Source organism: Rathayibacter rathayi (assembly GCF_004011095.1).
GTDB classification, from domain to species: Bacteria; Actinomycetota; Actinomycetes; order Actinomycetales; family Microbacteriaceae; genus Rathayibacter; species Rathayibacter rathayi.
This window is the reverse complement of the sequence record NZ_CP028129.1, coordinates 2809749-2834257: the sequence shown is the minus strand read 5'-3', so window position 1 is coordinate 2834257 and position 24509 is coordinate 2809749. Positions and strand designations below refer to the sequence as shown.

Here is a 24509-nt window from a genome sequence, read left to right as displayed (position 1 = left end):
ACGGTCGAGGAGTCGACAGCTCACTGCGGCGCCGTGGCGATCACCCCACTGTAGCCCGGACGACCCTCGTCACCTCGGAGAGCACGCCGTCGCCGAGCACGACGACCTCAGGCGGCGACACCTGAAAGCGCCGGATCTGCCTCGCCGCGGCGTCGATCTCTCTCTCGGCATTGATGCCCTTCAGCAGGACCAACTCGCCACCGGGCCGCAGCAGCGGCGCGGTCAGCGGGATCAACTTCGACAACGCACTGACCGCTCGTGCCGTCACCTGGTCGAGGGCCTCAGGAAGACGAACCTCTTCGGCTCGTGCTCGCATAACCGACACATTCTCGAGTTCCAGCTGCTCAACCTGCTCTCGAAGCCAGATGATGCGGCGCTCCATCGGCTCGATGAGCACGAAGCGGACGTCGGGCCGCACAATGCCCAGCACGAGGCCGGGAAGACCCGCACCACTACCGACATCGCCCACGAGTCCCGGACGCAGGAGAGGCGCCACCAGAGCGCTGTTGAGGACGTGCCGCGTCCAGAGCCGCGGGAGCTCCAGAGGTCCGATCAGACCGCGCTCTTCACCCTGCTCCGCCAGCGCCTTCGTGAATCGCCGCAGCACCGGCAAGCGATCGCCGGCGATCGTCGCAGCGGCCGCGGGTTCGGCCTCGAGCGTCAACTCCACGCCGCTCAGCCGCGGGTGATGACGGTGTGACGCTCGCGAGCCTCGCCGCGCGACTCCGACACGAACCCGCGCTCGCTCACCAGGTCGTGCACCAGCTTGCGCTCGTAGGACGACATCGGTGGCAGTGACGCGGACGTCGCGCCGTCCTCAATGCGCTCGACGGCCCGGTCGACGAGCTGTGCCAGCTCAGCTTCGCGCGCATCACGGGAACCACCGATATCGAGGATGAGGCGCGAGAAGGCACCCGTCTTCGTCTGCACCGCGAGCCTGGTCAGCTCCTGCAGCGCCTGGACCGCGTCGGGGCGGGAGAGCACTCGAAGGTTGGTGTCGCCGGAGGCGGTGACCGAGAGGTAGGCACGGCCATTACGCACTTCGATGTCGATGTCACCGTCAAGGTCGCAGATGTCGAGGAACTCCTCGAGGTAATCGGCGGCGACGTCGCCCTCATCCTCGAGCTCCGAGAGCGTCGACTCGGCCGCCTCATCGGAAGCGGACACGTCGACGTTCTCGATCGCCGCAGATACGTTGTCGGACAGGGTCTGCATCGGATCAGTCATGGCGGCTCTACTTCTTTCCGGCTTGCTTCTTGGAGCGGTTCTTACTCACGGGCTGTGTGCGCTGAACGGCCTTCTTCTCAACCAGGGTGACATCGCCGGCGACCGTCGTCTCCTCGACCAACTTTCCCTTACGGCGAAGGCGCTCCTCGCGGGCCTTCGCGGCCTCGCTACCCGGGGTCGGCATGTTCCGGATAACGATGAACTGCTGAATCATCGTCCAGATGTTCGAGGTCAGCCAGTAGAACATCACGCCGAGGGGGAAGGCGAAACCGGAGAAGGCGAAGACGAGGGGGAGGATGTACAGCAGGATCCGCTGCTGCTTGAACGTCGGCGAAGCCTTGGCCTCGGGCGACATGTTTTTCGAGACGATCTGCAGCTGGGTAATGAACTGCGAGGCGGTCATCAAGACCACCATGATCACCGCGATGACGATGACCGGCTCCTGGCCTCCCTGGGCGAGCGCACCCTGGATCGACTGGTGCAGCGGAGCGACGCCGAACAGGTTGGCCTCGCCAAACTGGCGGGCGAGTGTCTCATCGAGCGGACCGACGCCCCTTTGGCTGTGCTGCGCCGCATTCAGGACCGAGAACAGACTGAAGAAGATCGGCATCTGGATCAGCAGTGGCAGACAGGAGGCGAGCGGATTGGTGCCCGTCTTCTTGTAGAGCTCCATCGTCTCGCGGGACATCGCCTCGCGGGACAGTTGGTCGCGCTTGCCCTTGTACTTGTCCTGGATCTTCTTGAGCTGGGGTGCGACTTCGAGCATCCGGCGCTGGCTCTTGATCTGCTTGACGAAGATTGGGATGAGCGCGGCGCGGATGACGATGACCAGGCCGACGATCGAGAGGACCCAGGTGATTCCTGCGGCCGCCTCCATGCCGGTGAACGTCAGCAGCTGGTGGAAGGCAACGAGGAGGAGCTCGACCACCCACTTGAGGGGCCAGAGGATCGTGCCGAGGAGGTCCATGAAGTGAGGTCAGTCCTTTCGAGGGCCCACGACGAACCCAGCTCGCGTCACAGCGAAGCGGGTCCGGCCGGAAGCCGGTCGGTGCAGGGGGATCGAGGTCGGGACGTCGTCGATGCCGCCAGCCGCCCACGGGTGGCAGCGGAGCAGACGGCGGGCCGCGAGGACGGAGCCGAGGACGAGCCCGTGGAACTGGACCGCCTGGAGCGCGTACGCGGAGCACGAGGGGTAGTAGCGGCAGACATCCCCGTAGAGCGGAGAGACGACGGCCCGATAGACGACCAGGAGCAGGACGCCGACATTCCGCGGGAGCAGGACCACCGTCCAACCAAGCCCGGCGGACCAGGACTCGCAACGGGGGAGCACCGCACTCACGAGCGGGCTCCGCTCTTCCGCAGGGCCCGCGCCATCGCGGTAGCGACCTCGGCCCTCAGATCTGACCAGGGAGCGTCGGCACTGCCGGGCAGAGCACGGACCACCACCTGGGTGCCCGGGTCGATGTCGCGAACGAGTTCAAAGGCCACCGCCTTCAGCCGGCGACGCACGGTATTGCGCGTCACCGCCGTGCCGACCGTTTTCGCGACGATGAATCCGAACCGCACAGGATCGGCCACCGAGGAACGGCGGACATACGTGACGGTGTGCGGCCCTGTGGACCGCACACCGCGACGGACGACTGTCCGGTACTCGCCTCCGTGGACGATGCGATTGGCTCTGGCCAGCACCGCTGGTCGGTACCGGTCGCTACTAGGCGGAGAGCTCGGTGCGCCCCTTGGCGCGACGAGCGCTCAGGATGGCACGGCCGGCACGGGTGCGCATGCGCAGGCGGAAGCCGTGCACCTTGGCGCGACGACGGTTGTTCGGCTGGAAGGTTCGCTTGCTCATGATTCAGATCTCCACGTACGTGTTCCGCGGCGCGAACCGGTGCCGCCCTCTCGGGCGGTGACTCGGATCCTCCGGGAAGCAAGGGGTCCCGGCTGCGACTCCGCGAGACCCACGAGGGTCGCACGGACGACACCGGGCAGGCGTCAACTGATTAAAGCTACGGCCTGCACCGTCGCCGGTCAAATGTGATCGGGTCGAAACCTCGATCATGCACCGGCGGCACGGGCTTCCGCGCATTGACACGCGGGAGTTGCTGTGGTGGATTTGTCTCCCGTCGGCTCCGTTCGTTACGGTGTTGAGCCGCAGTTATCCACAGGTGGGATCCGCGTCTTCCCGCTCCCGCACAGGCATCACTCGAGGCCGGTGGACAACCCTGTGGAGGAACGGCACACGAGACCGCGCCTCGGTTCGCGGCTCACAACCGCCCCGCGACGGCCTCCGGACTCGGCGACTCCCGTAGCGGCTTCACAGCGACACCACCCAGGACCGGAGACAGATGACAGGCGACACGTCGATGGTCAACGCGTGGAACGTGATCCTCGGCGCACTGTCCCAGGACGAGCGGATCACCGCTCCCCTCTACGGATTCGTCTCGCTGGTGGAGCCCAAGGGCATCATGGCGGGCACCTTCTACCTCGAGGTCCCGAACGAATTCACCCGCGGGATGCTCGAACAGCGCGTGCGCGTGCCCCTGCTCAGCGCGATCGGGACGCTCGACGACTCCTTCGGCGTCACGACCTTCGCATTCGTGGTAAACCCCGACATCGAGCACGAGCCCCTGAACTCCCCGTCGACCCAGGACTCGACGAACCCGTTCGAGCCCAGCAACGCCTCCTCGGCCATAGTCGCGCCGACCGGTGTCGTCGAGGAGCTGCGGACCGTGCCGGCCACGGACACCCGGCTGAATCCCAAATACAGCTTCGACAACTTTGTCATCGGAGGCTCCAACCGGTTCGCCCACGCCGCGGCTGTCGCCGTCGCCGAAGCGCCCGCCAAGGCCTACAACCCGCTCTTCGTCTACGGCGACTCGGGGCTCGGCAAGACGCACCTCCTGCACGCCATCGGCCACTACGCCATGAGCCTCTATCCGGGGATCCGCGTGCGGTACGTCTCGAGCGAGGAGTTCACCAATGATTTCATCAACTCGATCGCGAATAACCGGGGCAACGCCTTCCACGGCCGCTATCGCAACGTCGACATCCTCCTGATCGACGACATTCAGTTTTTGCAGGGAAAGGCCGAGACGCAGGAGGCCTTCTTCCACACCTTCAACCAGCTGCACGACCACAACAAGCAGGTCGTGATCACCTCCGATCTGCCGCCGAAGGCCCTGACCGGCTTCGAGGACCGGATGCGCTCGCGCTTCGAGTGGGGCCTGATCACCGATGTGCAGGCGCCGGACCTTGAGACGCGCATCGCGATTCTCCGCAAGAAGGCGGTGAGCGAGAAACTGCTCGTCCCGGACGAGATCCTCGAGTTCATGGCGTCGAAGGTGTCGAGCAACATCCGCGAACTCGAGGGGACGCTCATCCGCGTCACCGCGTTCGCGAGCCTGAACCGCACTCCGGTCGACATGTCGCTCGTGCAGACCGTGCTAAAAGACCTGATCACGCTCGACGAGGACAACGTCATCTCGCCGGTGGACATCATCAATCACACCGCGGACTACTTCAAGCTGACGGTCGACGACCTCTACGGATCGTCGCGCTCTCAAGCCGTGGCCACCGCACGCCAGATTGCGATGTACCTCTGCCGCGAGCTGACAAATCTCTCGCTGCCCAAGATCGGTCAGCTGTTCGGCAACCGCGACCACACGACCGTCATGTACGCGAACAAAAAGATCTCGGAGCTCATGAAGGAGCGCCGCAGCATCTACAACCAGGTCACCGAGCTGACCACCCGCATCAAGACCAACCGCTAGCTCCCGGCCGTCCCCTACGGGCGACATCCTTCCCTGCATCCGATGTTCGATGGATCGACAGGAGGAGCACGGTCCGTGGGTCTCGAGACTCCGCTGCGTGGCTCGTCGACCAGCAAAGACGGATCGCTGCTCCTCGCCGTCGACCCCTCGCGTCTCGTCATCCGTGCGCCTGACACGCCGTCTCACGCGCCACAGCCGTCGATTTCCACAGTGTGAGGAACCTGTGGATAACTGTGGACAACCGCCTCGGGATTGTGCGCCCGGAACGCCCGCCTGTGGAGGGCGGTGGGTCGGCCCGAATCGCTCCACAGGGCGTCCACGGCCGCGCTCACACTCCCTCCACAGGGGCGGGTAGCTCCGATCCCTCTGCGCAGTAGGGGCCCGAAGCGTTTTCCACAGTTTCCACACCTGTTAACACTGTTAACGCAGTTCTCTCTTTAATTAGACCTCGACCGGCAACCTCTCCACAGCGGCTCGGGAGCTCTCGGCCGCGATCCGCCTCCGAGCGCGCCGAGCCCGGCGGGTACGATGGGCGACGGTCTTCGTCCGCGACTCGTCAGGGGTGTACTCGTGAGGTTCCAAGCCAACCGCGATGTCTTCAGCGAGGCGGTGTCCTTCGCGGTCAAGCTGCTCCCGCAGCGCACGACCCTGCCGATCCTCTCCGGGGTCCTCATCGAGGCGACCGCCGAGGGTCTGACGCTGTCCTCCTTCGATTACGAGGTGTCCGCGCAGACGCAGATCGCAGCAGACGTCGAGGAGACGGGGACCGTCCTGGTCTCGGGCCGCCTCCTCGCCGATATCGCGAACCGCCTGCCGAATGCGCCTGTGCGGATCGCCACGGAGGAGTCGCGCGTCTCGGTCTCGGCCGGCTCAGCGCACTTCACGCTGCTGCAAATGCCCGTGGAGGAGTACCCGAGCATCCCCGAGATCGACGCCTCTACCGGTCTCGTCCCGGCGGACGCCTTCGCGGCAGCGGTCTCGCAGGTGGCGGTCGCCGCCTCCCGCGACGACGTCACTCCGGTCATCACGGGCGTGCAGCTCGAGATCACCGAGAACACGATCGGACTCGTCGCGACCGACCGCTACCGGGTCGCCGTCCGCGAGATCGACTGGGACAACGGCGACAATCCGGCGCCGGCTCAGCCGCTCACCGCTCTGGTGCCGGCGCGCACGCTCCAGGAGGTCGGCAAGACCTTCGGCCACTCCGGCACCGTCTCGATCGCGATCACGAACCGCGACGAACGCGAGCTGATCGCGTTCACCGCCGATCGCAAGACCGTCACCTCGCTCCTGATCAAGGGCAACTTCCCGCCCGTGAAGCGCCTCTTCCCCGCCTCCGTCGAGAACTACGCGGTGATGTCGACCAGCGACCTCATCGAAGCCGTCCGCCGCGTCTCACTCGTGCTCGAGCGCGAGGCCGCCCTCCGCTTCAGCTTCAGCAGCGACGGGCTCACCCTCGAGGCCATTGGCTCCGAGCAGGCGCAGGCGTCCGAGAGCATCGACGCGATCGTGACCGGGGACGACGTGGTCGTCTCGCTCAAGCCGCAGTTCCTGCTCGACGGCCTCGCCGCCGTCCACTCCGAATTCGTGCGCATCGCGTTCACGAAGACTGAAAACCCCAACAAGCCCGGCCCTGTCCTGATCACCGCGCAGACCTCGCGGGAACAGCCCGGCAGCGACAGCTACCGCTACCTGCTCCAGCCCAACCTGCTGCTGCGCTGACCACCGCCCCGGATCGCAGAGCCGCGACCGCCCCGCTCCCGACGAGCGCCCGCCCGCCGGACAACGAATCCAGGAAGGTTCACCATGCACATCGGACTCGTCGGCCTCGGCAAGATGGGCGATAACATGCGCTCCCGCCTCCGCTCGAAGGGCCTCGAGGTCACCGGTTACGACCGGAACCCGGACGTCTCGGACGCCGCCTCGCTCGACGAGATGATCGCCGCGCTCCCCTCCCCCCGGATCGTCTGGGTGATGGTCCCGGCCGGCGAGATCACCGACGCGGTCGTGAAGGACCTCTCGGAGAAGCTTGCCGAGGGCGACCTTGTCATCGACGGTGGCAACTCCCGCTTCACCGAGGACTTCAAGCACGACGCCCTGCTGAAGCCGAAGGGCATCCACTACATCGACGCCGGAGTCTCCGGCGGGGTCTGGGGTCTACAGAACGGCTACGGCCTCATGGTCGGCGGCCCGAAGGAGCTCGTCGAGTACGCGATGCCCGTCTTCGACGCGCTGCGTCCGGAGGGTCCCCGCGAAGAGGGCTTCGTCCACGTCGGCGAGGTCGGCGCGGGCCACTACGCGAAAATGGTGCACAACGGCATCGAATATGCCCTGATGCAGGCGTTCGCCGAGGGTTACGAGCTCCTTGAAACCCGCAGCGACATCATCAAGGACGTCACCGGCACCTTCAAGGCGTGGCAGCGCGGCACGGTCGTTCGGTCCTGGCTGCTCGAGCTCCTCGTCCGCGCCCTCGAGCAGGACCCGGACTTCAAGAACATCGAGGGCTACGTGCAGGACTCGGGCGAGGGCCGCTGGACCATCGAGGAGGCCATCAACAATGCCGTCCCGGTGCCGACGATCAGCGCCTCGATCTTCGCGCGCTTCGTCTCCCGTCAGGAGGACTCTCCCGCGATGAAGGCCGTCGCGGCGCTGCGCAACCAGTTCGGCGGGCACTCCGTTAAAGCCGTCGATTGAGCGGAGCTCAATCGACGGGCTCGGCCGGTCCCTGCCCGGCCTCGCGGCGGTCGGCTTCCAGGGGTGGTGGCGTTGTGCAGAGCCGGTGACGGACGGCGGACTGCGGCCCGCCGCCCCCGTGAGGCAGGGATGCTCTCACGGGGGCGGCGGGCCTTCGGCCGCCTCCACATTGCGGGGGACGATGGTCTGTTAGGGGGCGGCGGGGCGGAGGAGAGGAGCGCGACGTGCAGGTGACGCAGCTGGCGCTCAGCGACTTTCGAAACTACGAGTCGGTCGATGTTGCGCTCGTCCCGGGGGCGAACCTGTTCGTCGGGCGGAACGGGCAGGGCAAGACGAACCTGGTCGAATCGCTCGGCTACCTCTCCACCCTCGGCTCGCACCGCGTGTCGAGCGATCAGGCGCTCATCCGCGCGGGCCGCGACAGCGCGGTGGTGCGCGCGCGGCTCCGAAACGGGGAGCGCGAGTTGCTCGCCGAGGTGCAGATCAACCGCTCCTCGCCCAACCGCGCACAGATCAATCGCGGTGGGATCAAGCCGCGCGAGCTCCCCCGCTTCTTCTCGAGCGTGCTCTTCGCACCGGAGGATCTTCTGCTGATCCGCGGCGATCCGTCCGCGCGGCGGCGCTTCCTGGACCAGTTGGTGGTCCTCCGCTCGCCCCGGATGAGCGCGGTGCAGTCCGACTACGATCGCGTGCTGCGCCAGCGCAACTCCCTGCTGAAGTCGGCGCGGGCGAGCGGTGTCCGCGACGCCTCGAAACTCGGAACCCTCGACATCTGGGACGAGCGCCTGATCGCGCTCGGAACCGAGATCATGCAGTCCCGACTCACCCTGGTGGAGGAGCTGAGCGGTCCGGTGCGCGCGGCCTACGAGGCGGTCGCCGGCGCCGACCAGCGCCCGGTGCTCCGCTCACGATTGAGCATCGAGGGCGCGGTCGACGACGACGGCGAGCCGGTGGAGCAGCCGGGCTCCGCCTCGCCAACCGCGGGCGAGAGTCTGGCGGAGTCGTTCGCGACGGCGTTAACCGGGGTGCGCCGCCGCGAGCTTGAGCGGGGGATCTCCCTCGTCGGCCCGCACCGCGACGACGTGCAGTTCGAGCTCAATGCGTTGCCGGCGAAGGGATACGCCAGCCACGGCGAGAGCTGGTCGTTCGCACTAGCGCTGAAGCTGGGGTCAGCGGAGTTGCTGCGCCGCGACTCCCCGATGGGCGACCCGGTGCTCATGCTCGACGACGTCTTTGCCGAACTGGATGCGCGGCGACGCGAGCGGCTCGCCTCCGTCGTCGCCGACTATGAGCAGGTGTTGATCACGGCGGCGGTCTTCGACGACGTGCCGGAGGCGCTGGCCGTGCACACCGTGCGGATCGAGGCTGGGCGAATCGTCGAGGCTGGGCGAATCGTCGATGCGGGGCCAGCCGATGGCTGACGCGCCCCGTCGCGGCGCCCCCACCCCCGACTCCGAAGCCGCCCGCGTCTACCGCCACCTCAAGGAGGTATTCGGTGCGGACGGTCCGCGTCGCATCCGGAAGACCGTGGAGCGCGTGGAGCCCCGCGGTGATGCGATCCCGTTTGGCAAGGGCCGCGATCCGCACGATCTCGGCGACGTCCTCGACTCCCTCACCGTGAAGCTCGGCTGGACGGCGCCACTGGCGCAGGGCGATCTGATGTCGTCGTGGACGGCGATTGCTGGAGAGGAGACAGCGAAGCACTCCACTCCGGTGGGGGTCATCGACGGTGTCCTGACGGTCGCCTGTGAGTCGACGGCGTGGTCGACCCAGCTGCGGCTGATGCGGATCGAGATCATGAACCACATCGCCGTGAACTTCTCCGAGGCGGGCATCACGTCGATCCGTTTTCTGGGGCCCGACGTCCCGAACTGGAAAAAGGGTCCCAGGTCCATTCCAGGGCGTGGTCCACGCGACACCTACGGCTGACAACGCATTTTCGGTCGACCGCTGAGCTTTCGCGCCGCAGATCGCCATCCAGCGCTTCGGATCGAGTACGCACGCGGTAGAATGAAGGGCCGCCGAAACGCAGTGACGACGCCGCGCGGGCGATCTCCAGATCACCGTGCGCGTCACGACGGACCGTCAGAGGAGAATTCCACAGCTATGACACAAGAGCCGAACGACTCCACGTCACCCGAAGCGAACGACCTGGACGCGAACGGCTCCGCCGGACCCTCCGCCGTGCACGAGAGCATGTCGACCAAGTCCTCCGGCGACTACGGCGCGAACCAGATCCAGGTCCTGGAGGGACTCGAGGCGGTCCGCAAGCGCCCCGGAATGTACATCGGGTCCACGGGTCCGCGCGGACTGCACCACCTGGTCTACGAGATCGTCGACAACGCCGTCGATGAGGCGCTCGCGGGCTACTGCGACAACATCGAGATCGTGATGCGGGCCGACGGAGGCGTCACCGTCGCTGACAACGGTCGCGGTATCCCGGTCGACATGCACCCGACCGAGGGAATCTCGACGGTCGAGCTGGTGCTGACCGTGCTGCACGCCGGTGGCAAGTTCGGCGGAGGCGGCTACGCGGTTTCCGGTGGTCTGCACGGCGTCGGCTCCTCCGTGGTCAATGCGCTTTCGACGCGCCTCGAGGTCGAGGTGAAGCGTCAGGGCGCCGTGTATCGGATGAGCTTCACCGACGGCGTGCCGGATGCCCCGCTCGAGAAGGGCGAGGCCAGCGACAAGACCGGGACCACGATCACTTTCTGGCCGAACGCGGGTATTTTCGAGACTGTCGAATTCGACTACGAGACCCTGCGGGCCCGCTTCCAGCAGATGGCGTTCCTCAATAAGGGCCTGCGCATCGCACTGACCGATCAGAACGAGGTCGAGTTTGAGGGGGAGGGCGAGAACGAGACGGAGGGCGACCGGACCGACGTCTTCCACTATGAGAAGGGGCTCGTCGACTACGTCGAGTACATCAACTCGCTGAAGAAGTCCGACCTGGTGCACTCCGAGATCATCGACTTCGAGTCGGAGGACACCGAGCGCCGCATCTCGCTCGAGGTCGCGATGCAATGGACTACGGCCTACACCGAGAGCGTCCACACCTATGCGAACACGATCAACACGCATGAGGGCGGCACCCACGAGGAGGGCTTCCGCGCCGCGCTGACCTCGCTGGTCAACCGTTACGCGCGCGCGAACAACCTGCTCAGGGAGAAGGATGAGAACCTTTCGGGCGACGATATCCGCGAGGGCTTGACCGCCGTCGTCTCGATCAAGCTTGGCGAGCCGCAGTTCGAGGGCCAGACGAAGACGAAGCTCGGAAACACCGAGGCGAAGGCGTTCGTGCAGCGGGTGGCCGGCGAGCAGCTCGCCGACTGGTTCGACCGCAACCCGAGCCAGGCGAAGGACATCATCCGCAAGGCGATCCAGGCAGCGTCCGCCCGGATGGCGGCGCGGAAGGCGCGAGAGACGGCCCGCCGCAAGGGCCTGCTCGAGGGCGGCGGAATGCCGGGCAAGCTCAAGGACTGCCAGTCGAAGGACCCGTCGATCTCCGAGATCTTCATCGTCGAGGGCGATTCGGCGGGCGGATCCGCGGTGCAGGGCCGAAACCCCGAAACTCAGGCGATCCTCCCCCTGCGCGGCAAGATCCTCAACGTCGAGAAGGCGCGCCTGGATCGCGCGCTCGGCAACAACGAGGTGCAGGCGATGATCACGGCGTTCGGAGCCGGCATCGGCGAAGACTTCAATCCGGATAAAGCGCGGTATCACAAGATCATCCTGATGGCGGACGCCGACGTCGACGGGCAGCACATTACGACGCTCCTTCTGACGCTCCTGTTCCGCTACATGCGTCCACTGATCGACCTCGGCTACGTCTACCTCGCGCAGCCGCCGCTGTACCGTCTCAAGTGGTCGAATTCGCCGCACGAATACGTCTATAGCGACCGCGAGCGTGACGCGCTGATCGCGCACGGCTCTGCGAGCAACAAGCGTATGCCCAAGGAGAACGGCATTCAGCGCTACAAGGGCCTTGGCGAGATGGACTACAAGGAGCTGTGGGAGACCACTATGGACCCCGCCACGCGGACCCTCCTCCAGGTCACTCTCGATGACGCGGCCGCGGCCGACGAGATCTTCTCGACCCTGATGGGCGAGGACGTCGAGTCCCGCCGATCCTTCATTCAGAAGAATGCGAAGGACGTGCGCTTCCTCGACATCTAGATCGCATCGCGATCTACAAGGCGGCAGCCCTGCGGATCGCACAGCGATCCGAAAGGCGGCAGCCCCGCGGCACACGGCCGCGGCACGCAACCACTTCGACAACGTAACAGCGGCCTTCAATGGGCCGCACGAACACCGCCAAACATCCACCCACGAACGGTAAGAACTTCACGACCCCCACGACCCCCACGACCCCACCCCCCTGACACCCAGCGCGATCGCCGCCCCCGCACCTCCGGGACACGGACCCACCTGAGAGACCAGAGATCATGGCAGACGAAGCAGACACCCCCACCGGACCGGACGAGAGTGACGACATCGTCACTGACACCGGTGTCGTGATCCACGGGCACGACAAGATCGAGCCGGTGGACCTGCAGCTCGAGATGCAGCGCTCCTACCTCGACTACGCGATGAGCGTCATCGTGGGCCGCGCTCTGCCGGAGGTGCGTGACGGGCTCAAGCCGGTGCACCGCCGTGTCATCTACGCCATGTACGACGGTGGTTACCGCCCGGATAAGGCGTTTTCGAAGTGCTCGCGCGTCGTCGGCGACGTGATGGGACAGTTCCATCCGCACGGCGACTCCGCGATCTACGACGCGCTGGTGCGCCTGGTGCAGCCGTGGAGCCTGCGCTATCCACTCGCACTGGGCCAGGGCAACTTCGGTTCCCCCGGCAATGATGGCGCAGCTGCTCCGCGCTACACCGAGACCAAGATGGCGCCGCTCGCGCTCGAGATGGTCCGCGACATCGACAAGAACACCGTCGACTTCCAGGACAACTACGACGGCCGCACGCGCGAGCCGGCGATTCTCCCCGCGCGCTTCCCGAATCTGCTGGTCAACGGCTCTGTCGGCATCGCAGTCGGTATGGCGACCAACATTCCGCCGCACAACCTGCGCGAGGTCGCCGCCGGCGCGAAGTGGGCGCTCGAGAACCCCGAGGCCACGCGCGAGGAACTCCTCGAGGCGCTGCTGCAGCGGATCAAGGGCCCCGACTTCCCCACCGGCGCACAGATCCTCGGCGTCCGCGGTATTCAGGACGCGTACCGCACCGGTCGGGGCTCGATCACGATGCGGGCCGTGGTCTCGATCGAGGAGATCCAGGGCCGCACCTGTCTCGTGGTCACCGAGTTGCCGTACCAGGTGAATCCGGACAATCTCGCGATTAAGATCGCCGAGCTGGTCAAGGACGGGCGGGTCTCCGGCATTGCGGATATCCGCGACGAGACCTCCGGCCGCACCGGTCAGCGCCTCGTGGTCGTGCTCAAACGCGATGCCGTGGCGAAGGTGGTGCTGAACAACCTCTACAAGCACACGCCGCTGCAGGAGAACTTCGGCGCGAACATGCTCGCGATTGTCGACGGCATTCCGCGCACGCTCTCGCTCGACGGCTTCATCCGCGCGTGGGTCGACCACCAGGTCGAGGTCATCGTGCGCCGCACCCAGTACCTCCTCGACGAGGCGGAAGCGCGGATTCACATTCTGCGCGGCTATCTCAAGGCGCTCGACGCGCTCGACGAGGTCATCGCGCTGATCCGCCGTTCGCCCACCGTGGAGGAGGCGCGCGACGGCCTGATGGAGCTGCTCGACATCGACGAGGTGCAGTCCCGCGCCATCCTCGACATGCAGCTGCGCCGACTCGCGGCCCTCGAGCGTCAGAAGATCATCGACGAGCACGACCGGATCCAGGCCGAGATCGAGGATTACAAGTCGATCCTCGCTAGCCCCGAGCGCCAGCGCACGATCATCTCGGATGAACTCGGGGACATCGTGGACCGCTTCGGCGACGACCGCCGCACCGAGATCCTCTTCGGTTTCGACGGCGACATGAGCGTCGAGGACCTGATCCCCGAGGAGGAGATGGTTGTCACCGTCACCCGCGGTGGCTACCTCAAGCGCACCCGGAGCGACTCCTATCGGGCGCAGCACCGTGGTGGCCGCGGTGTGCGTGGCGCGCAGTTGAAGGCCGACGACATCGTCGAGCACTTCTTCGTCACCACCACACACCACTGGCTCCTCTTCTTCACGAACACCGGGCGGGTGTACCGCGCCAAGACCTACGAACTGCAGGAGGCGGGCCGCGACGCCAAGGGGCAGCACATCGCGAACCTGCTCGCGCTCGAGCCGGGTGAGCAGATCGCGCAGATCCTCGACATCCGGGACTACGAGGCGGCGCGCTATCTTGTCCTCGCGACGCGCGACGGGCTGGTGAAGAAGACGGCTCTCGCCGAGTACGACACGAACCGCTCCGGCGGGATCATCGCGATCAAGCTGCGCGACGGCGACGAACTGGTTTCGGCGCTCCTGGTCGAGGAGGACAGCGACGTGCTGCTCGTCTCGCGCAAGGGCATGTCCATCCGCTTCACTGCGTCCGATGAGGCGCTGCGTCCGATGGGTCGCTCTACCTCGGGCGTGCGGGGGATGTCATTCCGTGGGGAGGACCGACTGCTCGACGCCAACGTCGTCAGCGACGAGGGGTTCGTGTTCGTGGTCACCGAGGGCGGATACGCGAAGCGGACCGCGGTCGATCAGTATCGGCTCCAGGGACGTGGCGGTCTGGGCATCAAAGTCGCCAAGCTCGAGGACAAGCGGGGCGACCTGGTGGGCGCGATCATCACCGGAGAGGACGACGAGGTGCTCGTCGTTCTCGCCAGTGGCAAGGTGGTACGCTCTGCCGTGGCCGAGGTACCGGCCAAGGGTCGCGACACCATGGGAGTCGTCTTCGCACGATTCGCTGAGGACGACCGCATCATCGCACTCGCCAAGAACACCGAACGTAATCTCGACGCCCAGGACGAGGATCCCGACGCCGCGGCGCCGGCCGAGTCCGGTCCGGCGTCGGAAGAGGATGGGTCCGTAGATGAGTAGCACCGTCGCCGAGAAGCTCGCCAAGAAGTCTGCGAAGAGCCCGGCGGCGAAGCAGGTTCGCTTGAAGCTGGTCTACGTCGACTTCTGGTCGGCCGTGAAGCTCTCGTTCCTACTCGGTCTGGCGCTCGCGATCATCACGATCGTCGTCGTCTACCTGGTCTACACGGTCCTCTCCCAGACGGGTGTGCTGGAGAAGGTTAGTGGCCTGGTGCAGGAGGTCGCAGGCACCGAGACGTTCGACCTCAGCACGGTCCTCTCGCTGCCGCAGGTCATGGGCTTCGCGATCGTTGTCTCAGTGCTGAACACGATCGTCACCACCGCACTCGGCGCGATCGTCGCGACGCTGTACAACCTCAGCGTCAAGATCACCGGCGGCCTGCTGGTCGGCTTCACCAACCAGTAGGCGGCGGCCGATTGGGATTCTGGCGGCAGGTCCGGTAGAGTCTCCTCTGGTCAATCCGGGGGTATAGCTCAGGCGGTTAGAGCGCTTCACTGATAATGAAGAGGTCCCAGGTTCAAGTCCTGGTACCCCCACCGTGCCGGACGGCCCGTCACCTCGCGGTGGCGGGCCATCCGACTCTCGGAGACGGAACGCCCCGTCCCCGGCCCGGGGCCTTAGCTCAGTTGGTAGAGCGCCTGCTTTGCAAGCAGGATGTCAGGAGTTCGAATCTCCTAGGCTCCACAGTCTCTCCGAGGCTCCACAGTGTGTCCGAGATCGCCGTCTCCGAGATCGCCGGCCTTTGCGTATCGCGGCCCTGCGGGGTCCGACGAGGTGTGTTCCGGGTCTCGCACCATCGAGTCTCGCCCGTCGATTTCCTCAGCCGTCTCACCTGCGCTGCGACGATCGGACCGCCGCGATCTGCGTCGTAAACAAGAACAAGGATCGATACAAATATGGTGTCGGTCACTATCCCATAATTGCGTCGAGGTACACACGGCTTCCGACTCCGGATCGTCCTGGCCTGTGCCCGAATGGGCGCAGCAGCGCTTAACGTCGTCTGCTCGCCGCGCCTGGACGGTCGACGACAACGGGCCTGGACGGTCGGCGATAACGGGCCTTCGCGCTCGTCGTATCGCTCCGCCGTCCCACCGCGCATCGCGGCGCCGTCTCCCGGGCTGCAGAGCGACACCCTGGATGATGCCGATGAAGCCGCGCGGGAGCTGAGCCGCCTCGATGCCGAGCTAGGGGCCGGGGTCATCGGATTCGCACCGGTGCTGCCGCGGCCGGAGGCATCCTCGTCCTCCAAGATCGAGAATCTTACGGCGTCCGCTCGCTCCGTCTTCAGCGCGGAGTTCGGAGCATGCTCGGGCAGGAACGCGGAGCTGATCGTCGCGAACACGCGAGCGATGAGTGCGGCGCTGGAGCTTTCCCAGAGATCAGCGCGGCATTGATTCTGCGCCTGCACTCGCTGCTCCTCGCGGATCAGCCGCGACACACGCCACCGCGGCGGCGGCAGGAGCCGGTCTGGATCGGCACGCGGGCGGACAGCCCGATCGGCGCCAAGTACGTCGCTCCGAGCTTCGAGCGCATCCCTGACCTCATCGAGGACCTGACGGCGTTCACCGTCCGCCGTGACCTTCGGCCTCTCGTCGTTGTCGCTCTCAGTCACGCGCAGTTCGAGACCATCCACCCGGTCACAGACGGGAATGGACGCACTGGCCGCGCGCTGGCGCAATCCGCGCTGCGGCACCGCGGAGTCACCCCTACCGTCTCGGTCCCCGTCTCCGCTGGCCTCCTCGCCGACGTCTCGGCTACCATCGGGCGCTCACCTCCTCTCGCGAGGGGGATCCGGACCCCGTCGTCCGCGCCTTCGCCGCTGCTTCGTTCCGCGCCGTTTGGAACACTCGTCTCCTCGTCGACGAGATCGCCGAGATCCGGCAGTCGTGGAACGACCGATTGCGGGTGCGGCGGGACAGTACCGCTTGGCGCCTGCTCGACGTGGTTGCTGGACGCCGGTCATCATGGCGGTGATGGCGGCGGCGAAGGTCGGAGTGCAGATCCCGAACGTCTACTCTCTGCTGCGATTACTCGTCAAGGCGGGATCCTCCTCTCGAAACAGGAGCACCGGCTCGGGCCGCTCTGGCGCAGCGACGAGATCCGCGCAGCGGTCGACCGCTGCGCGGAACGGGCCGGCCGGAGTGCTGCGTACTGACGGTCAGCGTGGCGTACAGGCGAGGCCGAGGAATTCCTGCGCCGAGAGGGTCTCGGATATGCCGTCGCGGACGTCGCCGACGACGATCTCGCCAACGGAGAGCGTGTCGAACTGCTCGGCCGTCAAAACCACCGGGCGGGAGAGGACGGAACGGCCGGTCGCGTACGCTTTGAGCGCGAGGTCGACGCCGAGCGGGAACCGCTCGATCTCCGTATCGGCCGGCCAGACTGTTACGCCGGAGAGGTCGGTCGCACCCAGCTGAGTCACCGGAGACGGCGACACCCATCGGGTGACCCTCCGCAGTCCGTCGCCGATGGTCAAGGGAGCCGAGTCGGAGGCGGCGAGATCGAGGCCATCGACGGATCCGGAGCAGACGACGACGCCGCCCAGGACCTCGGCCCGCTCGCCACCGCGGCCGACCGTCGCCGTTGTCGTCTCGGGCTCGTCCACCGAGCATCCGGAGAGACTGAGGGCGCTAAGAAACCCGATGGGGTCCGCGATCGCGGCACGACGGTGCATGGATCCTCCTGCGGCCACCACCTACGCGGGGAGGGCGAGCGCCAGCGCGGCGAGTGCCTGGGGAGCGAGTGGGCGCCCTGCGCGCGGAAGACAACCTCTCTCGTTGTGTCCCGCACGAGGACCGTGGGGGTGGAGCGGATTCCGGCGGCTTCGGCGTCGAGCGGACCGAGCGTGCAGCGTGACACGCGCCGCAGAAGGCTGAGGTGTAGAGCTGGACGATCACGTCAGAGCCAACGCGGCAGAGCTGCGGGTGATTCCCGGGAGGGCTCAGCGGAGGCGCCAGCTAGATGAATGAGGGGCACCAGCGGACATTTCTATAAAATATTCAAGGACATGAACGCCACGCTATTGCCAGGGAATTACACTCGACTAGCCGCGATCGCTTCGTTTGCAGTGGCGAGCGCGCCGGGAAGGTTGAAACCGCTGGTGGTAGTTTTGCGGTCGTCGGCGCGGGGCGTGTCGATCTGCGGGGCGAACGCGATGTTTGGCCGCTTCAACAGCACCTCACGCCAGTGGTTGATTACTGCGTTCTCGGCCGGGAACACGTCTGCGAGCACGATCGGAAGATCGGTGATCTGCAGCATCATTAGTGCCGGAGAGTCGGCTCGGCCCTGTGCCAGGCGCATGACCGTGTCAAGCGTCGCAGGGAAGACGATAATGCACTCCGAATTCCCGCTTCGACCGTTTCGCCACGAGTGCGGCAGGCCGGGGGTCTCCCAATCGTCGAGCCAGACTTCGCCGTTCGCGAGTCCTTGAAGTGCCCCGACGGTCACAAAGGACGTTGCCCGCGATGAAACGGATACGTTAATGACGACCTCCGGTGTGATGAATCGGATCCAGTTGATCCACCAGGGGACGAGCGACGCTGAGATTGATCCCGACACATGCAGATGAAGTTCGGAGCCCTCGAAGGTCGCGAGCGGTTGTGGGGCGGTCACGACCGCGCTCCGGGCCACACGCTCTCCCACCTGGAGATGATGATCGGCTGCATCCGCTGTCCCTCGGGTGCTGCCGGGAAGTAGTTCATCAACAGGAACTGGAACCGGTCGGTCTTTCGATATGGCAGGAGGCCGCGGGCAGCATCGGTCACGAGTTCGTAGGCGGTGCTCGTGGTGATCCAGTCGAAGCGCGCATAGTTCGACTTCATCACCGAGAGTTGCTGCATGGCGTCGAATAGGGCCTTCGGCCCGCGACTGCGCGGGTTCAGAGCGACGTTGAGTGCACGGTGATCGATTATCGGCGTGACGTCCTGCCATAGCGACGGTGCAGTGGGAGAGGTTCCGTCTCCCGTCCGGACTAGTAGATGCACGTTCTGCACGCCGGGATTCGGAGCGAAGAAACGCCAACCCGGGATCGTCCAACCGCCGACATAACGACGGAGGTCCAGGTTGAACGAGTCTGGCGTGTTGAACAACGTTGTCGCGATGAGGTGCGCGGTGAGGGCGCCGACCGCTACCACTCCGACGGCTCGGTTTACGTCAGGCCGCGGCATCGGCTGCCCCACGGATGACCAAGGCGACCTGTTGGGCGTTCTCACGGAATCCGATGATTGATCGATGAGACGAGTCGGGCACCAAAGTGTATTCGGCACCGATTTTTATCGCGAGTTCCGCCTGTTGCGCTGCGTTCTCCTGAGAGGCGACGAGGTATCGATTCGGGATGGCTCGCAAAGCATCGAGAACCTGATCCGTCTCGAATTCGAAGTACTCACCGATCGCGCGGTGGATGTTCCGCGGGCAGAAAACGAACTGGATGATGCCGTTTTGCTGGTCCGGCTCGTACCGGGACTGTCGCCCGACCGCGTGAGGCGCGAAATTGTATATTCCAGTCAGAGCGGCGAACATGCTCCGCAGTTGCGCCTGCAGGTAGGTGCCAACTCGGCGGCGGTCCTGCCGATCCGCGGCGAAGAGGTCGGGATCGGTTCCGTCCACGATGACCACAGCGGCGATTCGGCGTCCGGCGATGTCACGGCCGGCATAACTGGCCAGAGCTAGTAGGCCGATGGAGTGCGTGACCCCAATGAGGGGGCCGGATGATCGGGTACTTCGCACCAGCACGTCGACGACGGTGTGCGGCAGTGCAGATGAAGTAGTTTGTCCGTACCCTCGCCGGTGGTACGCGATGACGTGACAGTCCGGCCGGGAGAAGGCGGAGACCCAGGCCCAGGCGTCGAGGGAATTTCCGAGGCCGGCTTCAAGGATCACGACCGGTGCGGTGGAGGGGTCCGTATCGGCGGTGGTCGGAGACTGGTGGACGTACTCGATGTCGCCGTCATTCATGGGCCACAGTTCAGTGCCCTTGAGCCCGCGACGGCGCTCGATGTCGAGCGCGCGCTGGGCCGCCGCGTAGGTGGCGGTGGTCGCAGTGACTGCCGCCGCTGCCGTGAGGACGACCCGTTCGACCTTTGAAGACGGCAGCACTTGGCGTCGGATGACGTAATCGACGGCACCGTGAGAGCCGGTGAAGCCCCAGATGAAGCGGGGCAGTTCCATGACCGCGGCGACGGCGACGTGGAAACCCTTCACGCCGACCAGTGCTAGTCGACCCCAGCGCTCCGGCAGCATGTAGACGACTGGAAAGGAGACCTCCCAGAGTGGTGTCGCCCAGGTGAGTAAGCGGGCGAGCCAGGTTCGGGACTTAAGGACTTGCGCCGCCGGTCCGCTACGCATAGGCCTGCGTCTGCACGATTTCGCCCAGCGCGTCGCCCTGCACCCAGCTCGACCCGAAGAGCTTCGAGAGGCCCGAGACAAAGTAGCTGAGCCCGGATTGGAAGTTCACGGCACGAAGAAAAAGGTCGTCGGACCGGTCTGTATCAGGGATGAGCGCGGATATTGCGCGGTACTGGGTGATCACGGCCGTCATCTGATCGGCTCCATCCCTTCCATAGGGGGTCCGTATCTCGTTGAGCCGGTTACAGGCGCCGATGATAGTGGACGCCCAGATCTGTATTGGCCTGCGGTTGTACCCGAGCAGCAGGGCAACCGAGGCCGTGAGGTTCACCGATGCGAGGATCCTGGGGGTGACCGGCGCGTCGAGCACAGTTGCGAGCCGACGGCGGAAAGTTCCGGGAGCCATACCCCGCGCCGACACGCCGCGGAGCAGTCCGTCGCGTCGATAGAGGCGTCCGATGCTCAGGGCCTCGACGGATGCAAGAATTTGGCCGATCGCGATCGGCGCCATCGTGGCGTTTATAGCGTGTTGCCTTGGGTCGTCGGTGATGTGTCGAGAGAGTTGGAGACGTTGCAGTAGCATGTGAGGAGCCTTGGGCGTGGGAGAAATGCGGGGCGATGAGGCTCTCCGCTCGATGCTGAGCGGAGAGCAGCTCGCCCTAGCAAATAAGGCAGATGGTGCTGCCCGCGACGACATATTCGGTCGCGACGACGACGGTCGGTGTCGTCATTGCCGGGATGGATCCATCTGTCTGGGCGCCGGCCTCAACGGACCACAGCGCCGAGTTGGCGAATGTCTGCACTTCGAGGACTTCACTGGTCATCGGGCTTCCCTTTCTCGTGTGCCGGAACAATGAGGCTTATGCAAAATTGGTTTTTTGCCGAGTGAAAAAGATGAGTCCGCGGACGGCGTTGAAGGCGTCTCGGAAGGTGCGCAGTGGCCGCCGGTAGTCGGTGTGGAATATCCGCCAGGTCTTGATGCTAGCAATTGTTCTCTCGATCACGTAGCGGTGGGTGTTCACGAAGCGATTGTGGTGTTTGGCGTAATTTGGCAGATGTTCTTCGCTTGGCCTCTTCTTTATTGGTATGACCATTCCGGTGCCTTGGTAGCCTTTGTCGGCCAGCGTGTTCGAGAGGTTAACGGTGTCGGCCAACCCGGTTTCTCGAAACGCGTGGGCATCGTGATGCTTGCCCGCGATCGGATCCGAAATGTGGATCAACCGACCGGAGAGATCGGCGAGGACCTGGCAGTTGTGCCCCGTGGTCATGTGTTTCCCGGAGTACAGCTCTGGCGCGTCCGACCAGGACCAGCACGGCAGGAGCGTGCCGTCGATGACGGCCGTTGTCCCGCGGAGCGCGGCCTCGACGTCCGGTTGCTCGTCGTCTATCACGACATTGAGCATCGCCTCAACCGACGCGATCGTTCGCGACACGGTCGACTGACTGACACCGACCACATCAGCGATCAACTGCTCGGTCACATTCTGGCGATAATAGAGAAGAGTGACCCGCAATGCTCCCTCGAGGGAAAGTCTGCGCGGACGTCCTCGCCGCCGACGCCACATGAACTCGTTCTCGATCCGTTCGGCGAGGATCGCGTAGTGCTCGGCCGTCATTCCCGTAGTAGACTGTGTGCGCACCGGCTGGTTCCTTTGCGAAGAGTTTCTGTTAAAGGCTGCTCTTCAATCAAAGCGGATCAGCCGGTGTTAGTCTTGACCGACACGCGCAAATCCATCTCGATCAATCGTATTTTGCATAAGCCTCAATCGTTCCGGCGTGGTGTACCTCGTCGAGGAGGTGGCTGGTGAGTTCTAGCGGGTGCACCGTAAAATAAAAGTGCCAGAGATAGGTGATCTTGCCACTGGCATTGCTGTCTGCGCGCGAAAATGGTCGGTTTCGATCACCGGTATTGCGTGGAGTCGACCGCTGGGACGTGGCGGCTCGAATAAAGCGATGGCGCGCTGGCGAACGACGCTGTTACGTGCGATGCTCACGAGTTCGTCGCACCTCTCAGATCCTGAAAGGCACTCCTCTCCGCCCAACAGCCACGGTTTCGATCGACCACCCTCCGGCCACGCTTTTCCTCAGGGCCGAGCTGCCGGCGTCCGTTCGCCCACTAAACCGACCGTTCGGTACCGATCCGTTCGGTCTCCGTTCGGCTCCGTTCGGTCGCTCGTTGTGTCCCGTAGGATAGCTGAGGTACACCGGCCTGTCCAGCCCTTGTGTTTATTTGGCCCGAGTTTTTTCATCCCGACTCAGGCCCGACGCAGCCACCGGACGAGCAGAGACAGGGCGATAATGATGGACACTGCCACCAAGCCACCCACGCCTGGCAGTCCGGCTGTCACCGCGATGCCAGCCACGACGGCGAGCAGCGGAGCGTCGAGGGCCCACAGCACCCGAATCAATGGCATCGGATCACCGAGTGCCGACGGTGCCGGCATCATGAGGAAGATGGGCGATGGTCCGCGCAGCGCGTTGCTGACTCGGGCGGCGACGACCACGACCGGCAGAGCGACGGAGCCCCACCACAGTGATGTCGTCGCGCCGGGCACAAGCACCAGACTGATGTTGATCGTCGTCGCCACCATGATGACCACCGTGATGAGTACCGGGAAGATGGTGTGCAGGACGATGAGCACGCCATCGCTGATGCCGTACAGAGGCTGTGCGCGGGAGACCTGGCTGATGTGCTGGAGGCCACGGCTGAATGCACCGGACCCGACATAGAGCAATGCCGCGGCAAACGCCCCAAGCAGCGGAGCGGCGCCGGGGGCCGCTGCCGCTGCAACAAGGAGGACGCCCGATCCGACGATCGTCAGGGCCCCACTCACCGCACGCAGGGGGGTACGCAGGGCACCGATCGTGTCACGGACGAGGACGAGGTTGACTGGATTCGCGCCGTAGACCACTGCGCGGAACCGACGCCCGATGGAGGGCCGGGCTTGGTACGACTCCGATACAGCGGTGAAGTCGAGACTCACCGCATGCGCGATCGCGACGTTCCAGCGGGCGGACTGCGCCGTGAGCGTTGGTTCGCTGATCCGGTCGAGCAGTGTTGGCGCCGCGAGGAGACCTCCCGCGGAGAGTGCGGCGAGGACGGCGATCGCGGGCACGTCAGTAGTGGCCGATGCCCAGGCCCAGCTCGACATGTGGGCGACGACCAGTCCGGAATTGAGGCCGACGATTCCGAGCGTGGCGGCGGCGATCAGGACACCGGCGAAGACCGCGGATGCCGTGCGAGCGGCTTCTCCGCTCAGCCAGCACACCGCACTGATCGTCCCGATGAGCACGCCGCGGATGCTAAAACCGATCACGCTCGGTGGAGTCAGGAGGCCGACCGTGCCGAGTGCTGCGCCGAAGAAGACGGCGATGCCCCCGCTCGCGACGGTTGCGACGACGATCGCCAGCACGACGCGCGAATGGAAGACCTCGCGCCGTGGCAGGTCGCTCTCCGTCAGGGCGTAGGTGAGGAAAGGAGGTGCGACGGCTGGCCCGCGGCTCCGTCCGGTGACGAGCGCGGCGGCCCAGAGTGCGAAGACGGCGATGGCGGCGATCACCGTCGCATCCGAGCCGGTCAGTGTGCTGGCGGCCTCTGGCGTCGTCACGGCGAGCCACGCGGCGCGCACCACGGGCATCACGACGACGAGCACGAGCAGCACCAGCGAATACGCGATGTACGCACGATCACCGGCCGCCCGAGGTTGCCGCGCGCGCCAGATACCGGTTGCCGATGCGAGGCGGGAGGTCACTTCGGGTGATCCAGGTCGAGGACGCGGTCGGCGAGACGATCCGTGAGCGCGGCGCTGTGGGTCGCGATGACGATGGCGACGCCGTCAGTTCGACGCTTGTCGAGCAGATCCCCCACGAGTGCGAGGCGCTCATCGTCGAGACGCTGTTCCGGTTCGTCGAGCACGAGCACCTCGAACGGCCGCGCTACCACGAGGGCGAGGGCGAACAGCTGCTGTTGCCCCGAGGACAGCTCGTGCGGAAACCGGTGGAGCAATCCGTCGAGAGCGAGTGCGCCTAGCGCGTCCGATGCGGAGCGTTCTGCGTCTGCTGACTCGTCGAACCACGTCGCAGCGACAAGCCTGACGTGGTCCTCCACTGTGAGGTCTGGTGCCAGTGGTGGGAGAGAGATGAGGGAGGCTACTCGACGTCGGAAAGCCCGGTTGCGGCGGGAAACCGGCTCACCACCGACCGTCACGGTTCCGCCGGTGGGTGAGCGCACACCGGTGAGCACCTTCAGCAGCGTCGACTTGCCCGCGCCGTTCTTACCCCGAACGACCACGATCTCACCTGCCTTGACTCGCACGCTCGTCGGAGGGAGCAGTGTCACCGAGTCCACGGCGACGACCACTTGCTGCACGTCGATCATGAGTTCCCCGTTACTGCCGTCCGTACCGTGGTTAGGCGTCATGCGCATCAGTC

The 24509-nt window shown here is 65.4% G+C and carries 23 protein-coding genes, 2 tRNA genes and 1 pseudogene; 11 read left to right on the top strand and 15 right to left on the bottom strand.

The features are described 5' to 3' along the window. Window positions 1-40: 40 nt before the first annotated feature. The 6 genes from rsmG to rpmH are packed head-to-tail and all read right to left on the bottom strand — an operon-like array spanning window position 41 to window position 3076. Window positions 41-670 (bottom strand): 16S rRNA (guanine(527)-N(7))-methyltransferase RsmG, encoded by a 630-nt coding sequence (rsmG, locus tag C1O28_RS13655; protein ID WP_097166731.1) that lies wholly within the window; start codon window positions 668-670, stop codon window positions 41-43. Between the two features lie 5 nt (window positions 671-675). Then, the gene (locus C1O28_RS13650) at window positions 676-1227 is read right to left on the bottom strand and encodes a Jag family protein (RefSeq protein WP_237398066.1); all 552 of its coding nucleotides are present in this window, start codon (window positions 1225-1227) and stop codon (window positions 676-678) included. A 7-nt stretch (window positions 1228-1234) separates the two neighbouring features. Next, window positions 1235-2194: a membrane protein insertase YidC gene (gene yidC, locus C1O28_RS13645; RefSeq protein WP_097166730.1), complete on the bottom strand. Its 960-nt coding sequence runs from the start codon at window positions 2192-2194 to the stop codon at window positions 1235-1237. Between the two features lie 9 nt (window positions 2195-2203). Beyond that, window positions 2204-2566, bottom strand: a complete 363-nt coding sequence (yidD, locus tag C1O28_RS13640; protein WP_243392072.1) for a membrane protein insertion efficiency factor YidD — start codon at window positions 2564-2566, stop codon at window positions 2204-2206. Next, window positions 2563-2916 (bottom strand): ribonuclease P protein component, encoded by a 354-nt coding sequence (gene rnpA / locus C1O28_RS13635; protein ID WP_097166729.1) that lies wholly within the window; start codon window positions 2914-2916, stop codon window positions 2563-2565. The genes yidD and rnpA overlap by 4 nt, the downstream gene beginning before the upstream one ends. Window positions 2917-2938: 22 nt before the next feature. Next, a complete protein-coding gene (rpmH, locus tag C1O28_RS13630) occupies window positions 2939-3076 on the bottom strand; it encodes a 50S ribosomal protein L34 (RefSeq protein WP_027692766.1) in 138 nt (45 codons plus the stop codon). Window positions 3077-3572: 496 nt separating this feature from the next. Here rpmH and dnaA point away from each other — a divergent pair, with 496 nt between their 5' ends. The 11 genes from dnaA (at window position 3573) to C1O28_RS16175 (ending at window position 16890) form a co-directional block, all read left to right on the top strand. Continuing rightward, window positions 3573-4997 (top strand): chromosomal replication initiator protein DnaA, encoded by a 1425-nt coding sequence (gene dnaA, locus C1O28_RS13625; RefSeq protein ID WP_097166728.1) that lies wholly within the window; start codon window positions 3573-3575, stop codon window positions 4995-4997. A 570-nt stretch (window positions 4998-5567) separates the two neighbouring features. Beyond that, on the top strand, window positions 5568-6719 hold the full coding sequence (gene dnaN / locus C1O28_RS13620) for a DNA polymerase III subunit beta (RefSeq protein WP_097166902.1): 1152 nt from the start codon (window positions 5568-5570) through the stop codon (window positions 6717-6719). Between the two features lie 84 nt (window positions 6720-6803). Then, on the top strand, window positions 6804-7691 hold the full coding sequence (gene gnd, locus C1O28_RS13615) for a phosphogluconate dehydrogenase (NAD(+)-dependent, decarboxylating) (RefSeq protein WP_097166727.1): 888 nt from the start codon (window positions 6804-6806) through the stop codon (window positions 7689-7691). Between the two features lie 224 nt (window positions 7692-7915). Next, window positions 7916-9112: a DNA replication/repair protein RecF gene (recF, locus tag C1O28_RS13610; RefSeq protein WP_097166726.1), complete on the top strand. Its 1197-nt coding sequence runs from the start codon at window positions 7916-7918 to the stop codon at window positions 9110-9112. Then, a complete protein-coding gene (locus tag C1O28_RS13605; RefSeq protein WP_097166901.1) occupies window positions 9105-9620 on the top strand; it encodes a DciA family protein in 516 nt (171 codons plus the stop codon). The genes recF and C1O28_RS13605 overlap by 8 nt, the downstream gene beginning before the upstream one ends. 267 nt (window positions 9621-9887) lie before the next feature. Then, window positions 9888-11867 carry a DNA topoisomerase (ATP-hydrolyzing) subunit B gene (gene gyrB / locus C1O28_RS13600; RefSeq protein WP_097166900.1) on the top strand — a complete coding sequence of 660 codons (1980 nt, stop codon included), beginning with the start codon at window positions 9888-9890 and terminating at the stop codon, window positions 11865-11867. A gap of 269 nt (window positions 11868-12136) precedes the next feature. Further along, window positions 12137-14737: a DNA gyrase subunit A gene (gene gyrA, locus C1O28_RS13595; RefSeq protein ID WP_097166725.1), complete on the top strand. Its 2601-nt coding sequence runs from the start codon at window positions 12137-12139 to the stop codon at window positions 14735-14737. Beyond that, window positions 14730-15140, top strand: a complete 411-nt coding sequence (locus tag C1O28_RS13590; RefSeq protein WP_097166724.1) for a DUF3566 domain-containing protein — start codon at window positions 14730-14732, stop codon at window positions 15138-15140. The genes gyrA and C1O28_RS13590 overlap by 8 nt, the downstream gene beginning before the upstream one ends. Before the next feature lie 57 nt (window positions 15141-15197). Next, window positions 15198-15271: transfer RNA gene (locus tag C1O28_RS13585), tRNA-Ile, on the top strand. A gap of 75 nt (window positions 15272-15346) precedes the next feature. Next, window positions 15347-15419 (top strand) — tRNA-Ala (locus tag C1O28_RS13580). 619 nt (window positions 15420-16038) lie between these two features. Continuing rightward, entirely contained in the window at window positions 16039-16890 is an 852-nt protein-coding gene (locus C1O28_RS16175) for a Fic family protein (protein ID WP_097166723.1), read from the top strand. A gap of 3 nt (window positions 16891-16893) precedes the next feature. Here the strand turns inward: C1O28_RS16175 and C1O28_RS13570 are convergent, their stop codons facing one another. The 9 genes and pseudogenes from C1O28_RS13570 to C1O28_RS13535 all read right to left on the bottom strand — a co-directional run. Continuing rightward, window positions 16894-17409 carry a hypothetical protein gene (locus C1O28_RS13570; protein ID WP_097166722.1) on the bottom strand — a complete coding sequence of 172 codons (516 nt, stop codon included), beginning with the start codon at window positions 17407-17409 and terminating at the stop codon, window positions 16894-16896. A 359-nt stretch (window positions 17410-17768) separates the two neighbouring features. Then, window positions 17769-18347 (bottom strand): CypD family RiPP peptide-cysteine decarboxylase, encoded by a 579-nt coding sequence (locus C1O28_RS13565; protein WP_097166899.1) that lies wholly within the window; start codon window positions 18345-18347, stop codon window positions 17769-17771. Then, window positions 18344-18868, bottom strand: coding sequence for a hypothetical protein (locus C1O28_RS13560; protein WP_202129521.1), 525 nt, complete (start codon window positions 18866-18868; stop codon window positions 18344-18346). The genes C1O28_RS13565 and C1O28_RS13560 overlap by 4 nt, the downstream gene beginning before the upstream one ends. A 19-nt stretch (window positions 18869-18887) precedes the next feature. Then, a complete protein-coding gene (locus tag C1O28_RS13555) occupies window positions 18888-19973 on the bottom strand; it encodes an alpha/beta fold hydrolase (protein WP_160487540.1) in 1086 nt (361 codons plus the stop codon). Between the two features lie 97 nt (window positions 19974-20070). Beyond that, window positions 20071-20589 carry a hypothetical protein gene (locus C1O28_RS13550; RefSeq protein WP_097166720.1) on the bottom strand — a complete coding sequence of 173 codons (519 nt, stop codon included), beginning with the start codon at window positions 20587-20589 and terminating at the stop codon, window positions 20071-20073. A gap of 148 nt (window positions 20590-20737) precedes the next feature. After that, the gene (locus C1O28_RS15270; protein WP_133115533.1) at window positions 20738-20902 is read right to left on the bottom strand and encodes a cypemycin family RiPP; all 165 of its coding nucleotides are present in this window, start codon (window positions 20900-20902) and stop codon (window positions 20738-20740) included. Window positions 20903-20938: 36 nt separating this feature from the next. Continuing rightward, window positions 20939-21718: a transposase family protein gene (locus tag C1O28_RS13545; RefSeq protein ID WP_145260554.1), complete on the bottom strand. Its 780-nt coding sequence runs from the start codon at window positions 21716-21718 to the stop codon at window positions 20939-20941. A 615-nt stretch (window positions 21719-22333) separates the two neighbouring features. Further along, the gene (locus C1O28_RS13540) at window positions 22334-23830 is read right to left on the bottom strand and encodes a hypothetical protein (protein ID WP_097167728.1); all 1497 of its coding nucleotides are present in this window, start codon (window positions 23828-23830) and stop codon (window positions 22334-22336) included. Next, window positions 23827-24432 (bottom strand): annotated as a pseudogene (locus C1O28_RS13535) (ABC transporter ATP-binding protein); the annotation flags it as partial. The gene C1O28_RS13540 and the pseudogene C1O28_RS13535, both read right to left, overlap by 4 nt. Window positions 24433-24509: the final 77 nt, after the last annotated feature.

Excerpts from the sequence above, each read along its gene's own strand:
- yidC (WP_097166730.1), bottom strand. The coding sequence starts at position 2,194 with ATGGACCTCCTCGGCACGATCCTCTGGCCCCTCAAGTGGGTGGTCGAG.
- C1O28_RS15270 (WP_133115533.1), bottom strand. The coding sequence starts at position 20,902 with ATGACCAGTGAAGTCCTCGAAGTGCAGACATTCGCCAACTCGGCGCTG.
- C1O28_RS13650 (WP_237398066.1), bottom strand. The coding sequence starts at position 1,227 with ATGACTGATCCGATGCAGACCCTGTCCGACAACGTATCTGCGGCGATC.
- gyrB (WP_097166900.1), top strand. The coding sequence starts at position 9,888 with ATGTCGACCAAGTCCTCCGGCGACTACGGCGCGAACCAGATCCAGGTC.
- gnd (WP_097166727.1), top strand. The coding sequence starts at position 6,804 with ATGCACATCGGACTCGTCGGCCTCGGCAAGATGGGCGATAACATGCGC.
- rpmH (WP_027692766.1), bottom strand. The coding sequence starts at position 3,076 with ATGAGCAAGCGAACCTTCCAGCCGAACAACCGTCGTCGCGCCAAGGTG.
- C1O28_RS13590 (WP_097166724.1), top strand. The coding sequence starts at position 14,730 with ATGAGTAGCACCGTCGCCGAGAAGCTCGCCAAGAAGTCTGCGAAGAGC.
- gyrA (WP_097166725.1), top strand. The coding sequence starts at position 12,137 with ATGGCAGACGAAGCAGACACCCCCACCGGACCGGACGAGAGTGACGAC.
- C1O28_RS13605 (WP_097166901.1), top strand. The coding sequence starts at position 9,105 with ATGGCTGACGCGCCCCGTCGCGGCGCCCCCACCCCCGACTCCGAAGCC.
- dnaA (WP_097166728.1), top strand. The coding sequence starts at position 3,573 with ATGACAGGCGACACGTCGATGGTCAACGCGTGGAACGTGATCCTCGGC.
- C1O28_RS13570 (WP_097166722.1), bottom strand. The coding sequence starts at position 17,409 with ATGCACCGTCGTGCCGCGATCGCGGACCCCATCGGGTTTCTTAGCGCC.
- C1O28_RS16175 (WP_097166723.1), top strand. The coding sequence starts at position 16,039 with ATGCTCGGGCAGGAACGCGGAGCTGATCGTCGCGAACACGCGAGCGAT.
- C1O28_RS13550 (WP_097166720.1), bottom strand. The coding sequence starts at position 20,589 with ATGGCGCCGATCGCGATCGGCCAAATTCTTGCATCCGTCGAGGCCCTG.
- C1O28_RS13555 (WP_160487540.1), bottom strand. The coding sequence starts at position 19,973 with ATGCTGCCGGAGCGCTGGGGTCGACTAGCACTGGTCGGCGTGAAGGGT.